The sequence below is a fragment of the Pedococcus dokdonensis genome (genome assembly GCF_900104525.1).
Lineage (GTDB): Bacteria > Actinomycetota > Actinomycetes > Actinomycetales > Dermatophilaceae > Pedococcus > Pedococcus dokdonensis.
Map to the genome: position 1 here is coordinate 2,569,274 of NZ_LT629711.1, position 14,762 is coordinate 2,584,035.

The window sequence follows — 14,762 nt, forward strand, 5'->3', positions numbered from 1 at the left end:
GGAGGTCAGCCCCCGGCGAGGGCCCGCACCACGCTCGAGGGCGACGGTCGGCCGAGGTGACCAGCCATCCAGACACTCGTCTCGACCAGCTGCGACAGGTCGACGCCGGTCTCGACGCCCGCGCCGTCGAGCGCCCACACGAGGTCCTCGGTGGCGAGGTTGCCGGTGGCGCTCTTGGCATAGGGGCACCCTCCGAGGCCCCCGGTCGAGGCGTCGACGACGGTCACGCCGTGCCGCAGCGCCCGCATCGTGTTGGCCAGGGCCTGTCCATAGGTGTCGTGGAAGTGCACCCCGATGCGCTCGGCGCCGATCCCGCTGGCGTCGAGGGCGTCGAGCAGACGGCTGACGTGACCGGTGGTGCCGGTGCCGATGGTGTCGCCGAGCGAGAGCTGGTCGGCGCCGAGGTCCATCAGGCGCTGCGCGACGGTGACGACCTGCTCGACCGGCACGGGACCTTCCCACGGGTCGCCGAAGCACATCGAGACGTAGGCGCGCACCCACAGCCCGGACTCCTTGGCCCGGGCCACGACCGGCGCGAACATCTCGACGGACTCGTCCACGGTGCGGTTGAGGTTCTTGCGCGCGAACGTCTCCGTGGCGCTGCCGAAGATCGCGACCGCACCCACCCCCGCCGCGAGGGCGTCGTCGAGCCCGCGCTCGTTGGGCACCAGCACCGGGCGGTGACGGCCGAGGCCGGCGTCGCCGAGGTCCTCGAGCACCTCGCGGGCGTCGGCCAGCTGCGGCACCCACGTCGGCGGGACGAACGAGGTCGTCTCGATCGTCTCGAGCCCGGCGGCCGCCAGCCGTCGGATGAACTCCGCCTTCACGGCTGCGGGAACGACCGACTTCTCGTTCTGGAGCCCGTCCCGCGGGCCCACCTCGTAGATCGTCACCCGCTCCGGCAGCTCGGGGTCACGCTCACGCTGGGGCAGTCCGGTGCTCATCGTGGCCAACCGCAAGGGATCGCAGCGACGAAGGAGCGCAGAACTTTGGGGCGTGAGGTTCACCCCTTGATCCTGCCATTCCCGGACACAGGTCATGGCGCGTGCTCCGGGGGGTTAGATTTGCCCCGAACCGCACGCAGCCGAAGGGACGCACGATGAGCGACACACCTCGCGACGACGAGACGCCCGAGTACCGGGACCCGACGGCGCCGCCGAGCGACCCGACTGCGCCCGGTGACTCCAGCAGCTCCGACTCCGGCAGCTCCGACTCCGGCAGCTCCGACTCCGGCAGCTCCGACTCCGGCAGCTCCGACTCCGGCAGCTCCGGCAGCTCGTTCGAGCACACCGCGCCCATCGACACCGAGCAGACCCAGGCCGTACCGCCGGCGCCGCCCGCGCCGGACTCCTCCGCCGGTCAGCCCCCGGCACCGCCGACCGCACCGCCCGGCCAGCCGTCCTACGGCGGGCCGTCCTACAGCCAGCCCTCCTACAGCCAGCCGTCCTACAACCAGCCGTCCTACGGGCCGCCGTCCGGCGAAGCGCCGCGCAACCCGTATGGCGCGCCCCCGGCCGGCCCTGGCACGCCGCCTCCCCCGCCGCCGCAGAACCCCTACGCGAGCGCGCCCGGTACGGCGCCCCAGCCCCCGCACGGCCAGCCGCAGTACCCCACGCAGGGCCAGGTCCAGCAGGGCTACGGCGCAGCCGGTCAGGGTGGCTACGGTGCCGCCCCCGCCTACGGCCAGCCCGCTTACGGCCAGCCGGGCTACGGCCAGCCGACCTACGCCGCCCCGCAGTCGATGAGTGGCAACACCATCGCCCTGCTGGTCGTCTCCGGTCTGACCACCATCGGCTGCGGCTTCGGCATCATCGCCCTGGTCCTCGCGATCGTGGCGGCGACGAAGAAGGACCAGCCGGCCGAGGCCGCGAAGTGGACCAAGTGGGGCTGGATCGTGTGGGCCGTCTGCCTGGTGGCCGTGATCGCATTCTTCGTCATCGTCATCGCGCTGTCCGCCAGCAGCAGCAGCTCGTCCTTCGACTCGGGGTACTAGCCCTTGCCCGACGGCCCACTGATCGTCCAGAGCGACAAGACCCTGCTGCTGGAGGTCGACCACCCGAACGCCGAGGAGGCGCGTCGGGCGATCGCCCCGTTCGCCGAGCTGGAGCGCGCACCCGAGCACATTCACACCTACCGGGTGACACCGCTCGGGCTGTGGAACGCCCGCGCGGCCGGCCACGACGCCGAGCAGGTGGTCAATGCCCTGATCACCTACAGCCGGTATGCCGTGCCGCACGCGCTGCTCGTCGACGTCGCCGACACGATGGACCGCTACGGCCGGCTCACGCTGGAGAAGGACCCCGACCACGGCCTGGTGCTGCGCACCACCGACCGGCCTGTGCTCGAGGAAGTGTTGCGGCACAAGAAGATCAAGCCGCTGATCGGCACGCGGATCGACGACGACCGGGTCGCGGTGCACCCCTCCGAGCGCGGACACCTCAAGCAGGAGCTGCTCAAGGTCGGCTGGCCGGCCGAGGACGAGGCCGGCTACGTCGACGGCGAGGCGCACCCCATCGGCCTCGACGACGCCGACTGGTCGCTGCGTCCCTACCAGCAGCAGGCCGTCGACGGGTTCTGGCACGGCGGGTCGGGCGTGGTGGTGCTCCCCTGTGGTGCGGGCAAGACCCTGGTCGGCGCGGGCGCCATGGCGGTGGCGAAGGCGACCACCCTGATCCTCGTCACCAACACCGTGTCGGCCCGCCAGTGGCGCGACGAGCTGCTCAAGCGCACCAGCCTCACCGAGGACGAGATCGGCGAGTACTCGGGGGCCCGCAAGGAGATCCGCCCCGTCACCATCGCGACCTACCAGGTGCTGACCACCCGCCGAAAGGGCGTCTACACCCACCTCGACCTGCTCGACGCGCGCGACTGGGGACTGATCATCTACGACGAGGTGCACCTGCTGCCGGCGCCGATCTTCCGGATGACGGCCGACCTGCAGGCCCGCCGCCGCCTCGGGCTGACCGCCACCCTCGTGCGCGAGGACGGCCGCGAGGCCGACGTCTTCTCGCTGATCGGCCCGAAGCGCTACGACGCGCCGTGGAAGGACATCGAGGCCCAGGGCTACATCGCCCCCGCCGACTGCGTGGAGGTGCGGGTCACGCTCCCCGACAGCGAGCGTCTCGCGTATGCCGTGGCCGAGCCGGAGGACCGCTACCGCCTGTCGTCCTGCAGCCCGGTCAAGAACCCCGTGGTCGAGCGGATCGTCGCACAGCACCAGGGCGAGCCCACCCTGGTCATCGGTCAGTACCTCGACCAGCTGGCCGAGCTCTCCGAGCGGCTCGGCGCCGACGTCATCACCGGCGAGACCCCGGTGGCGCAGCGGCAGAAGCTGTTCCAGGCCTTCCGCGTGGGGGAGATCAGCCTGCTCGTCGTCTCGAAGGTCGCCAACTTCTCGATCGACCTGCCCGAGGCGAGCGTCGCGATCCAGGTGTCCGGCACCTTCGGCTCGCGGCAGGAGGAGGCCCAGCGGCTCGGCCGGGTGCTGCGGCCCAAGGGCGACGGCCGTACCGCGCACTTCTACACCGTCGTGGCGCGCGACACCGTCGACGCCGAGTTCGCCGCCCACCGCCAGCGGTTCCTCGCTGAGCAGGGCTACGCCTACCGCATCGTCGACGCCGACGACGTGGACGCCACCGCCTGACCCCTCCATCCCTCGGTCGGGGTGATACCGAGCGCTATGGCGCCCCCTTTCACCCCGAGCAGCGGACTGACGTTCCCAGACGGCATACAGGCAACTCCCAGACTCAGCCCCGACACTGGGCAGGTGAACACTGCGCAGCCCGAGGCCAGGCTCCTCGTCGTCGAGGACGAGCCGAACATCCGTGAGCTCCTCGCCACCTCCCTGCGGTTCGCCGGGTTCGAGGTGCACGTCGCCGCCGACGGCGCGACCGCCCTCAACCTGGCCACCGCCCACCAGCCCGACCTGGTCGTCCTCGACGTGATGCTGCCCGACATGGACGGCTTCACGGTGACCCGCAAGCTGCGCGACACGGGCCGGCAGCTGCCGATCGTCTTCGTCACCGCGCGGGACTCGCTCGACGACAAGGTCAAGGGCCTCACCGTGGGTGGCGACGACTACGTCACGAAGCCGTTCAGCCTCGAGGAGGTGGTCGCCCGCATCCGCGCGGTCCTGCGACGCACCCGTGGCGAGATCGACGACGCGAGCTCGCTGCACTTCGAGGACCTCGAGCTCGACGAGGACTCCCACGAGGTCAGCCGGGCCGGACGCTCGATCGACGTGTCCCCCACCGAGTTCAAGCTGCTTCGCTACCTCATGCTCAACCCCAACCGGGTGCTGTCGAAGGCCCAGATCCTCGACCACGTCTGGGACTACGACTTCCGCGGCGAGAGCGGGATCGTCGAGTCCTACATCTCCTACCTCCGGCGCAAGATCGACGTCGAGGGCGTGCCGCCGCTGATCCACACCAAGCGCGGCGTCGGCTACGTGCTGCGCAAGCCGCCGGAGGCGTAGGTGAAGCGCCACCTCGAGTCGCTCCCCCTCCGGCTGCGCCTGGTCGCCGTGATGGTGGTGCTGCTGCTCCTCGCGCTGACCCTCACCGCGTCGGCGACGGCCGCCCTGATGCGGCGCGACCTGATGGGACGGGTCGACGGTGACCTCAAGCGCGCCTATCCCACCGTGGCGCAACAGGCCCTCAACACCCTGCGCGCACCGTCCCGCTACCGGCTGCCCAGCGGGTACGCCGTGGTCTTCTACCCCACCGACGGAACGACCCCGGTCGAGATCGACCCGACCGGCGCGAGCGTCCGGCCCGGCGTCCCTGACAAGCTCCCCCTCAACGACCCCCGGGTCGACTCCCCGGACGCGTTCACCATCGGCACCAAGGCCGGTGCCGGCGAGTGGCGCGCGGTTGCCGGGCGGTTGAAGGACGACTCGGCGACCTTCATCGTGGCCGTGCCGCTGTCGAGCGTCAGCCAGACGGTGCGCCGGCTCGTCCTCGTGGAGCTGCTCATCGGCCTGGCCGTCCTCACCGCCTGCGGCATCGGTGGTTGGTATGCCGTGCAACGCGCCTTCCGCCCGCTGCGGGAGATCGAGGACACCGCTGCCGCCATCGCCGCCGGCGACCTCGCGCGACGTGTCCCGACCCGCACCGCCAAGGACGAGGTCACCTCCCTCTCCCGCTCGCTCAACGTGATGCTCGCGCAGATCGAGCAGTCGTTCGCCGCTCGCGAGGCCTCCGAGGACCGGATGCGGCAGTTCGTCGCCGACGCGTCGCACGAGCTGCGCACCCCTCTCGCAGCGGTGCGGGGCTATGCCGAGCTCTACCGCCAGGGGGCGGTGCGCGAGCCCGCCGACGTCGCGAGCGCGATGACCCGGATCGAGGGTGAGGCCACCCGGATGGGCGGACTGGTCGAGGACCTCCTGATGCTGGCCAGGCTCGACGACCAGAGACCGATGCGGTTCGCCCCGGTCGACCTGACGGTGATCGCCGCCGACGCGGCCCAGGACGCGCGGGCCATCGACCCGGGTCGGCAGATCGCCGTGAGCGGGCTGTCCGGCCCCCTCGGGCCGGCCGTGGCCCCCGGTGACGAGGCGAAGCTCCGCCAGCTCGTCGCCAACCTGATGTCCAACGCACTGAACCACACCCCCGACGCATCGCCCCTCGAAATCGCAGTCGGGACAAGGGAATCCGACGGACACGTCGTCCTGGAGGTCCGCGACCACGGCCCCGGGGTCGACCCGGAGAAGGCCCGCAAGGTCTTCGAGCGCTTCTACCGCGCCGACCCGTCGCGGGCGCGCGGCGCTGGTGGCGGCAACGGCCTCGGACTGGCCATCGCGGCCGCCATCGTCAACGCCCACCAGGGCCGGATCGGCGTCTCGGCGACTCCTGGTGGCGGGGCCACGTTCGTCGTGGAGCTGCCCACAGACAACTCTCAGGGAGCGCCCAGCACCCCTTGACGTTGGTTCGGTTGACTGAGGTCACCAAGCCACACCAAGGAGTGCACCACCATGACCCAGATCCACCCGGACCCTCGCACGGACACCACCGGTGACAACGGTCAGCCTTCCCAGACTCCTCCCCCCGCCCACCCGGACCCGTGGTCGCAGCAGGGCGTTGAGCCCACCACCCCGGTCTGGTTCGGCGAGACCCGCGAGATCCCGGCCGACCACGCCGCTCTCGGCCTGCCGGGCGCAGCAGGAAATCCAACCCTGCCGGGCGCGGCAGGAGCTTCCACCCCCCTTGCGGCAGGTGCCCACCCGGCATACCCGCCGCTCACCACACCTCCGGCTGGGCCGCCCCCTTCCTTTCCCACTCGGGACGGGGCAGAGCACGCCCAGCCGGGCAAACGGCGCCGACTGACGGAACTCACCGCCGTCGCGGCGCTCGCCGCCCTCCTTGCGAGCGGCGGCACCTACGCCGCGGCCCAGCTCGGTGACAGCCCGCAGGCCTCCTCCCCTGCCAGCTCGTCCTCGCTGGGCCGCGGCGACACAGGACCGGTGGTCCAGGCGGACGCCACCAACCCGAACTGGACGGCCACCGCGGCCGCCGTGGCGCCGAGCGTCGTGTCGATCACCGTCAAGTCGGGCCAGAGCGAGGCGCAGGGCTCGGGCGTGATCATCGACGCCAAGGGCCACGTGCTGACCAACAACCACGTCGTGGCCGGCGCCGGGACCGGCACCCAGATCACGGTGACGCTCAACGACGGTCGCACCTACAAGGCCACCGTCGCAGGCACCGACCCGAGCACCGACCTCGCCGTGATCACCCTCGCCAGCGCCCCGAGCGACCTCAAGGCGATCGCGATCGGCAACTCCGACGACCTCAAGGTCGGCGACCCGGTCATGGCGATCGGCAACCCGCTCGGTCTCGCCGGCACCGTGACGACCGGCATCGTCAGCGCCCTCAACCGACCGGTCACCACGGCCGCCGAGGACGACAGCCAGCCGCAGGACCAGAACCCGTTCGGCCAAGGCCTGCCGGGTCAGCAGCAGCCGTCCCCCGGCAGCAGTGGTGACGACGTCGTGACCAACGCCATCCAGACCTCTGCGGCGATCAACCCCGGCAACTCCGGCGGTGCGCTGGTCAACGCCTCCGGTCAGCTGGTCGGCATCAACTCCTCGATCGCCAGCCTCGGGTCGTCGGGCAGCAGCCAGAGCGGGAGCATCGGCATCGGGTTCGCGATCCCGGCCAACGAGGCCAAGAGCATCGCGTCGCAGCTCATCTCGACGGGCAAGGCCGAACACGCCTTCCTCGGGGTCAGCCTGGGCGACGGGACCGCATCCGACGGCACCAGCCAGCGCGCCGGCGCCGAGATCACCCAGGTCTCCAGCGGCACCCCGGCGGCCGACGCCGGCCTCCAGAAGGGGGACGTGGTGGTCGCCGTCGACTCCGAACGGGTCGACTCGGCGCTCGCGCTGGTCGCCAACGTCCGCGAGCGGGCGGTGGGCGACAAGGTCACCCTGACGGTGCTGCGCGACGGCAAGCGGGTCGACCTGACCGCGACCCTGGTAGCCAGGGCAGCGGCCACGTCGTGACCTGTCACCGGTCGGGCCGACCTCGCTCCGACCGGTGACCCGGGTCCGCTGATCGTGCGGACAGCGGACCCCCTTCCGGGCCGGGCCCCTCCTCGTCTTCGAGACCGACGCAGGCGAGGGGCCCGGCCCGGCCATGCTGCGAGGGCCGACGGCCGAAAACGGTTCGACGCAGGGGCGTTCCGGTGGCAAGGTGGACCCTTGTGTCTGCTAGCGCCCCCACCCCGGAGCTGAAGAGCGAACAGGACTACCTCGGAGCGGCGCGCGCCGCGCTGGCCGCGATGCGGGAGCAGACCCTCTCACTCAAGGTGCAGGCCCACGACCCCATCTCGGCCGAGCACCTGGCCCGCACCCTCCACCTGCGGGCCGCGTCCCTGCAGGACGACCCGTCGACGACGTTGTTCTTCGGGCGGGTCGACACCGACACCGACGAGCGCTGGTACATCGGCCGCCGGCACGTGGCCGACTCTGCCGGCGACCCGCTGGTCATCGACTGGCGGGCCGGTATGTCGACGGCGTTCTACCGGGCCTCGCGCACCGAGCCGATGGGTGTGGTGCTGCGGCGACGCTTCGGGCTCGACCACGGCGCGATCACCGCCTACGAGGACGAGCACCTGCAGGACCGCGCCGAGCACGACGTGCGCAGCCAGATCCTCGCCGAGGAGATCGAGCGCCCTCGCGTGGGGCCGATGCGCGACATCGTGGCGACGATCCAACCGGAGCAGGACGAGATCGTGCGCGCGGGCGCCGACCAGACCATCTGCGTGCAGGGCGCACCCGGCACCGGCAAGACCGCAGTCGGCCTGCACCGGGCGGCGTGGCTGCTCTACGCGTTCCGTGACCGGCTGGCCCGGTCGGGGGTCCTCGTGATCGGCCCCAACCGCGCCTTCCTCGAGCACATCGGCGCGGTGCTGCCGGCTCTCGGCGAGGTGGCGGTGGGACACACCACGATCGAGGAGCTGGTGGCGTCCGTGCCCGTGCGCGGCACGGACCCCACCGCGACGGCGGCGCTCAAGGGCGACGCCCGGCTCGCCGAGGTGCTCCGGAATGCCGTGTGGTCGGCGGTGCAGCCCGCGACCGAACCCCTCGTGGTGCCGCGCGGCGTGCGCAAGTGGCGCGTGCCGGCATACGAGGTCAACGACATCCTCGACGAGTTGCGTTCGCGGGGCGTCCGCTACGACGCCGCGCGGCAGATGCTGCCGCAACGGTTGGCGCACGCCGTGCTGCTCAAGATGGAGGGCGCCGGCGACTCGCCGGACGACCGGGTGCAGGACTCCGTGGCGCGCTCCGCCGTGGTGAAGAAGTACGTGGGCGAGCTGTGGCCGGCGCTGGACGCCAAGGCTGTGCTCTTTGCGCTGCTCTCCGACCTCGACGAGCTGGAGCGTCACTCCGTCGACCTCCTCACGGACGACGAGCGACGAATCCTGGTGTGGGACAAGCCGCCTCGCTCGAAGGGGGCCGCGCGGTGGTCGCGCGCCGACGCGGTGCTGCTCGACGAGCTCGGCGACCACATCTCCCGCACTCCCTCGCTCGGGCACGTGGTGCTCGACGAGGCGCAGGACCTCTCACCGATGCAGCTGCGGGCGGTCGGCCGACGCTGCTCCACGGGCGCTGCGACGGTGCTCGGCGACATCGCCCAGGGCACGACCCCCTGGGCCACGGACTCGTGGCAGTCGTCGCTGGAGCACCTCGGCAAACCGGGCAGCCACGTCGAGGTGCTCGACCGGGGCTTCCGCGTGCCGGCGAGCGTCATCGAGTACGCGGCGCAGCTGCTCCCCCACATGGCGCCCGGACTCGGCTCCCCGGTCTCGGTGCGTGACAACCCCGGCCGGCTCGACCTCGTCCCCGCGGATGCTGCCGACCTCGCGACGCGGGTGGCGGAGGTCGTCACCACCGAGCTCGGGGAGCCGGGCTCGATCGGGGTCATCGCACCGGACGACATGGTGCAGTCCTTGTCCGAGTCGTTGCGGCGCAATGGGATCGACCACGGCGTGCTGGGGCAGGACCACGGCGACATCGACCACCAGGTCGACCTCGTGCCGGCCACCGTCGCCAAGGGGCTCGAGTTCGACCGGGTCGTGGTCGTCGAGCCCACGGCCATCGCCGCCGCCGAGCCCGACGAGCGCACCGGTCTGCGACGCCTCTACGTCGTGCTGACCCGAGCGGTGTCGGCCCTGACCGTCGTGCACGCCGAGCCCCTGCCGACCCAGCTCGCCTCCGCCTGAAAGCAAGGGTTTTCTGGCAGGATCGCGGTCGTGCCGGCACTGATCACGTGGTGGACGCTGGACGTCGCAGACCTCGCGCCCGGGGCGCACTCCGACGCGGTGTCGGCGATCGGTGCCGACCTGATGCGCCGGCTCGGTGAGGAGCACCGGCGCTACCACACGGCTCGGCACGTGGTGGAGATGTTCTGGGCCCTGGAGGACCTCGAGCAGGCCCACGTGGTGACCTCTCGGCAGGCCGCCGTCGCCCGGATCGCGGCGTGGTTCCACGACGCCGTCTACGACACGACCAACCCCGGCGGTGAGAACGAGATCGACAGCGCGGCCCTGGCGGTCCGCGACCTGTCCGCCCTCGGGTTCGACCAGGAGGACGTCGAGACCGTGCGCGACCTGGTGCTCTCGACCCACGACCACGAGCTGACCGGCACGCCGCTCGCCGCGGCGTTCCACGACGCCGACCTCTGGATCCTCAGCTCCCCGCCGGGGCGCTACGAGGAGTACACGACCCAGGTGCGCGAGGAGTATGCCGCCGTCCCCGACGACGTCTTCCGCGCGGCGCGGGCGTCGATCCTGCGGCCGTTCCTGGACCGGGAGACGATCTACGCCACGGACTTCGCGCGGGAGTCGTGGGAGGAGGCGGCGCGGGCCAACCTCGCCGCCGAGCTGGGCCTGCTCACCCGCTGACCGCCAGCAGCCGTGCTACTGCTCGGCAGCCGTGCTACTGCTCGGCAGCCGTGCTACTGCTCGGCGGCCATCGCCGCAGCGACGAGCGGCCACCAGAACTGGCCACCCGACAGCGCCTCGAACTCGTGCGCGCTCACCCAGGTCGGGTCGACCGCGTCGGGTTCGGCGGCCACCAGGTCCGGCCCGACCTCCGGGATCGTGATGCGGAAGAGCTGCATCGACCCGCCCTCCGGCGGCCAGACGCCGACGGTGCGCGGCGCGAGGTCCTCGTGACCGCAGGCCTGCAGCCGGCCCGGGTCCAGGCGCAGCCCGGTCTCCTCCCAGACCTCCCGGACCACGCACTCGACGACCGACTCACCGACCTCCCGCCAGCCACCCGGGATGCCCCACTCCTGACGACGCGGGCTCCACGCCACCGCATACCGGCCGACGGCATCGGTGACGACGGCCATGGCAGCGAACACCGTGTCGTCGGGCACGGGCGTGGTGGACCACCAGAGCTCGACGTCGGCCACCGAGCCGTCGGCGAAGGTCGCCCCGGGGACTGCCGCGATCAGCCGGCTCACCACAGGTCCCGTCGTTCCAGCACCGGCCACCAGTGCCGCTCTCCCAGCACCGTGGCCCACTGGCCGGACGGCAACCAGCTCCCGGCGTCGTCACCCGCCGCACCGACCAGGTGGTCGGTGTAGACGGCGAAGCAGGCCTTCGGCGTCGGCCACGGGTAGTCGGGCGACGGGCGCGGCACGGTGTTGCGGACGTAACCCGCGAGCCTCGGCGACAGTGCGTCCGGCGTCCCCAGCAGCTCGGCGACCAGCACCCGGACGGCGTCGGCCGGGGTCTCCTCGACCACCCTCCGGGAGGGCAGGTCCCAGCCCCCGTCGGGCCGCCCGACGACGAGCAGGTCCGCGCCCCTGAGCACCGCCAGACGCACCACCACGGTGTTCGCGGGAGCTTCGTCCTGGCGCGAGGTGATCACGTCGGCCCGCGAGCCGGGCGGCAGCCAGGGCGCGTCGGGCACGGGGCGGACCACCCGCTCGTGCCGGCGCTTCTGGATCCGCAGCCCGCTGCGTTGCAGGATCCGCACCACCTCCCGGCCGTCCACCGGGGTGGCCCCGGCGGAGACCAGGGCGGCATACCTCTCCTCGGGCACGTCGTAGTGGTCGCCCTCGAACCCCCGGCTCGGAAGTCCTTGTGCCGCAGCGAAATCGTGCAGCTCGTCATAAGACGTGTCGCTCACGAGGTGCGACCACAGCCGTCCGTGGGCCGGCCAGGCCGGCGGGTCGATCCAGATGGTCACCCGGCTGACGCTACCGCCCGGGCAGCTGCCTGTGGACAACTCGGGGGCCGGTCCGCGCGCCGCGCCTAACCTCACCACAGGCGGTTGTCACGGGGGCGCCGCACCGGTCAGGAGGAGACACCCATGTCGGCACAGTTCACGGTGGACACCGAGCGGATCCAGGCAGCGTCGGGCGACATCGCCCGCATCTCGGCAGAGATCGACGGCCAGGTCACCGCCATGATGGGCCGCCTCACCGGGCTCCAGGGGGCGTGGACGGGCACGGCGTCGGCCCGCTTCCAGTCGCTGGTCGGCGAGTGGCAGGCCACCCAGAAGCAGGTCCGCGCATCGCTCGACTCGATCGGAGCCGTGCTCGCGGCGGCGGGCACCCACTACGCCGAGACCGAGGCCCAGACGCTGCGCATGTTCACCTGAGCGACGGTCCCTGGACCGTGAGGTCTTTGATGGGTTGCCCCCACCAGGGTGGGGACAACCCATCAAAGACTCGGGTATGCCGGGTGAGCGGCACGGCCTGCGCGGCGCCTACTCGGTGGTGATCGCCTTGAGGACGTCGAGCCGGGCAGCCCGGCGACCCGGCCAGAGCGCGGCGAGCACACCCACGACGCCGGCCAGGACCACGAAGATGGCGAGCTGCCCACCCGGGATCGAGAGGACGTCGATGCCGTCGTCGGCGAGGCTGCGCTGGAGGGCCCAGCCCGCGGCGAGGCCGAGCGCCACCCCCAGCACCGCACCCAGCAGGGCGATCGCGACGGACTCGAGACGCAGCATGGAGCGCAGCTGGCGCCGGCTCAGGCCGACGGCTCGGAGCAACCCGATCTCACGGGTCCGCTCGATCACCGAGAGGGCGAGGGTGTTGATGATGCCGAGCACCGCGATCACGACGGCCAGGCCCAGCAGCGCGTAGATGATGTAGAGCAGCTGGTCGATCGGAGCCCGCTGCTCGGCGGCGAACTCGTCCTGGTTCTTGAGGGTGACCGAAGGCAGGTCGGCGATGACCTTCTCGATGCCGGCCTCGACCGCCTTGGCGTCGGCCCCCGGGGACCGCACCACGAACGCCGCACTGTCCTGCTTCGGCACCCCGGCCGCGTCGGCGTCGGCGAGCGTGACGATGATCGAGTTCGGCAGCGCTGCGGTGCTCGTGTAGATGCCGGCCACCGTGGCCGTGCCCTTGGTGCCGGAGATGTCGGTGTCGACCTTGGTGCCCACGTTGACCCCGAGCTCGGTGGCGCGCTCCTCCGAGAGCAGCACGGTGCCGGGCTTGAGCGCGGCGAGCGAGCCGCTGGTGAAGTCGATCGGCACGGCCTGGCCGAGCGCGGCCGGGTCGACCGCCGCCGCGAACCCGCGGTCGTCGTTGACCGAGACACCGAGGTAGCGCATCGGGCTGACCACCGCCACCCCGGGCACAGCGGCCACCTCGCGGGTCACGGCCGTCGAGAAGGGCTGCCCGATGGCGTTGGAGACCACGTAGTCGGCGGCGAAGTTCTCGTTGATCGACTTGTCGACACTGGCCTTCGCCGACGCGCCGAAGACCGACATCATCGCGACCAGGGTGAGCCCGATCATCAGCGCCGACGCAGTGGCGGCGGTGCGGCGCGGGTTGCGGGTCGCGTTCTGCTCGGCCATCACGCCGACTGCCCCGAACACGCGGCGGTAGACGGCGCCCAGCAGCCGGATCACCGGACGACCCACCAGCGGGCTGGTGAGGATCGCCGCCATGACGAGGGCGAACACGCCGGTGCCGACCCAGTAGGACGAGTGGTCGATCGGGGTGAACGCGCCGAGGAAGGTGTTCCACAGCCCGATCACGAACAGCACCGAGCCGATCCAGATCCGGCGGTGCAGGGTCGCTTCCGGCAGGGCGATGTCGTCGCGCATCGCCGCCACCGGCGGCATCTTCCCAGCCCGGCGAGCGGGCAGGTAGGCGGCGAGCATCGTCACGACCATGCCCACGGCATACGCGATGAGGGCGGTGCTGGGCTGGAAGACCAGGGGCGAGCCACTGAGGTCGAGCCCGAACTGCGCGAACAACGCCTGGATCCCCAACGCGAGCAGGAAGCCCATGCCCAACCCGATGGTCGACCCGACCAGGCCCACGACGAACGCCTCGAACAGCACCGACCGCGTGACCTGGCGCCGGCCGGCCCCGAGCGCTCGCAGCATGGCGAGCTCTCGGCTGCGCTGGGCGACCAGGATCGAGAACGTGTTGATGATCAGGAAGGAGCCGACGAAGAGGGCGATGCCGGCGAAGACCAGCAGGAAGATGTTGATGAAGGACAGCGCCTGGTTGATGCCGGTCGCCTGCTCCTTGGCCACGGACGCTCCCGTGACGGCCTCGAAACCCTTGGGCAGGGAGGCCTGCACCTTCGCCGCCAGGTCCTCGGCGCTGGTGCCGTCCTTGGCGGTCACCCAGACGTCGGAGAACTCGTCCTTGCCGCCGAAGTAGAGGTCCTGGGCGGACTTGGTGTCGAAGAAGGTGAGGGTCGCCCCGACGGTGCCGCCCTTGAACTCGGCCAGCCCGACGAGGGTGGCGGTGACCTTGGGCTGGGCCCCACTGGTCACGAGCGTCACGGTGTCGCCGACCACGTAGTCGGCGCGGCGGGCGGTGCCGGTGTCGAGCACGATCTCGCCAGTCTTCTGCGGCCAGCGCCCCTCGGCGATCGTGGCCGGCGGGTCGCCACCGGTCGTGGGCGCGTCGTTCCACGACAGGCCCAGTCCGGGCGGGCCCCCGCCCCCGATCAGCTTGCCCTTCTTGGACACCACGAAGGTCGTGGGGTCGGTGACGTTGCCGTCGGCCCGAGCCACGTCGGGCAGGCCGGCGATGGTCTGGACGAGGCTTCCGGGCACCGTCTTGGACGTGGGCCCCGAGTCGAAGTCGCTGCTCGCGGTGTCGGGTCGGACGACCACCTCACCCACGGTGTTGACGATGCCGTCGAACGCCTTGCTGAGGGTGTCGGTGAAGATGAACGACCCCGACACGAACGAGACGCCGAGGATGATCGCGAAGGCGCTCATGAACAGCCGCAGCTTGCGGCCGAGCAGGCTCTTCCAGCTGGCCTTCAGCATC

General features: G+C 71.6%; 12 protein-coding genes. 8 read left to right on the top strand and 4 right to left on the bottom strand.

From position 1 onward, the window contains the following. Nucleotides 1-5: 5 nt before the first annotated feature. Complete coding sequence (locus BLQ34_RS12030) at nucleotides 6-944, bottom strand: hydroxymethylglutaryl-CoA lyase (protein WP_091785766.1); 939 nt, start codon at nucleotides 942-944, stop codon at nucleotides 6-8. Between the two features lie 155 nt (nucleotides 945-1,099). Here BLQ34_RS12030 and BLQ34_RS12035 point away from each other — a divergent pair, with 155 nt between their 5' ends. The 7 genes from BLQ34_RS12035 to BLQ34_RS12065 all read left to right on the top strand — a co-directional run bounded on the left by BLQ34_RS12035 (nucleotide 1,100) and on the right by BLQ34_RS12065 (nucleotide 10,401). Next, complete coding sequence (locus BLQ34_RS12035) at nucleotides 1,100-1,993, top strand: hypothetical protein (protein ID WP_091785769.1); 894 nt, start codon at nucleotides 1,100-1,102, stop codon at nucleotides 1,991-1,993. A 3-nt stretch (nucleotides 1,994-1,996) separates the two neighbouring features. After that, entirely contained in the window at nucleotides 1,997-3,643 is a 1,647-nt protein-coding gene (locus BLQ34_RS12040; protein ID WP_091785772.1) for a DNA repair helicase XPB, read from the top strand. Nucleotides 3,644-3,766: 123 nt separating this feature from the next. Next, entirely contained in the window at nucleotides 3,767-4,474 is a 708-nt protein-coding gene (locus BLQ34_RS12045) for a response regulator transcription factor (RefSeq protein ID WP_231961078.1), read from the top strand. Beyond that, nucleotides 4,475-5,920, top strand: coding sequence for a sensor histidine kinase (locus BLQ34_RS12050; protein WP_231961081.1), 1,446 nt, complete (start codon nucleotides 4,475-4,477; stop codon nucleotides 5,918-5,920). It begins immediately after the preceding gene. A 51-nt stretch (nucleotides 5,921-5,971) separates the two neighbouring features. Beyond that, nucleotides 5,972-7,498: a S1C family serine protease gene (locus BLQ34_RS12055; protein WP_091785780.1), complete on the top strand. Its 1,527-nt coding sequence runs from the start codon at nucleotides 5,972-5,974 to the stop codon at nucleotides 7,496-7,498. A gap of 200 nt (nucleotides 7,499-7,698) precedes the next feature. Beyond that, nucleotides 7,699-9,720 (top strand): HelD family protein, encoded by a 2,022-nt coding sequence (locus tag BLQ34_RS12060; RefSeq protein WP_231961084.1) that lies wholly within the window; start codon nucleotides 7,699-7,701, stop codon nucleotides 9,718-9,720. A 30-nt stretch (nucleotides 9,721-9,750) separates the two neighbouring features. Next, on the top strand, nucleotides 9,751-10,401 hold the full coding sequence (locus tag BLQ34_RS12065; RefSeq protein WP_091785783.1) for an HD domain-containing protein: 651 nt from the start codon (nucleotides 9,751-9,753) through the stop codon (nucleotides 10,399-10,401). A gap of 53 nt (nucleotides 10,402-10,454) precedes the next feature. Here BLQ34_RS12065 and BLQ34_RS12070 read toward each other — a convergent pair whose 3' ends face one another. After that, complete coding sequence (locus BLQ34_RS12070; protein WP_231961087.1) at nucleotides 10,455-10,967, bottom strand: NUDIX hydrolase; 513 nt, start codon at nucleotides 10,965-10,967, stop codon at nucleotides 10,455-10,457. Then, on the bottom strand, nucleotides 10,964-11,698 hold the full coding sequence (locus tag BLQ34_RS19165; RefSeq protein ID WP_197674697.1) for a DUF4031 domain-containing protein: 735 nt from the start codon (nucleotides 11,696-11,698) through the stop codon (nucleotides 10,964-10,966). Before BLQ34_RS19165 ends, BLQ34_RS12070 begins: the two co-directional genes overlap by 4 nt. Nucleotides 11,699-11,821: 123 nt before the next feature. On the opposite strand from BLQ34_RS19165, the gene BLQ34_RS12080 reads away from it, so the two are divergent. Further along, nucleotides 11,822-12,112, top strand: coding sequence for a WXG100 family type VII secretion target (locus BLQ34_RS12080; RefSeq protein WP_091785786.1), 291 nt, complete (start codon nucleotides 11,822-11,824; stop codon nucleotides 12,110-12,112). Between the two features lie 108 nt (nucleotides 12,113-12,220). Here the strand turns inward: BLQ34_RS12080 and BLQ34_RS12085 are convergent, their stop codons facing one another. Further along, nucleotides 12,221-14,761 carry an ABC transporter permease gene (locus BLQ34_RS12085; protein ID WP_091785788.1) on the bottom strand — a complete coding sequence of 847 codons (2,541 nt, stop codon included), beginning with the start codon at nucleotides 14,759-14,761 and terminating at the stop codon, nucleotides 12,221-12,223. Nucleotide 14,762: the final 1 nt, after the last annotated feature.

Coding starts and splice junctions, on each gene's coding strand:
- BLQ34_RS12030 (WP_091785766.1), bottom strand. CDS start 944: ATGAGCACCGGACTGCCCCAGCGTGAGCGTGACCCCGAGCTGCCGGAG.
- BLQ34_RS12035 (WP_091785769.1), top strand. CDS start 1,100: ATGAGCGACACACCTCGCGACGACGAGACGCCCGAGTACCGGGACCCG.
- BLQ34_RS12055 (WP_091785780.1), top strand. CDS start 5,972: ATGACCCAGATCCACCCGGACCCTCGCACGGACACCACCGGTGACAAC.
- BLQ34_RS12080 (WP_091785786.1), top strand. CDS start 11,822: ATGTCGGCACAGTTCACGGTGGACACCGAGCGGATCCAGGCAGCGTCG.
- BLQ34_RS12085 (WP_091785788.1), bottom strand. CDS start 14,761: ATGCTGAAGGCCAGCTGGAAGAGCCTGCTCGGCCGCAAGCTGCGGCTG.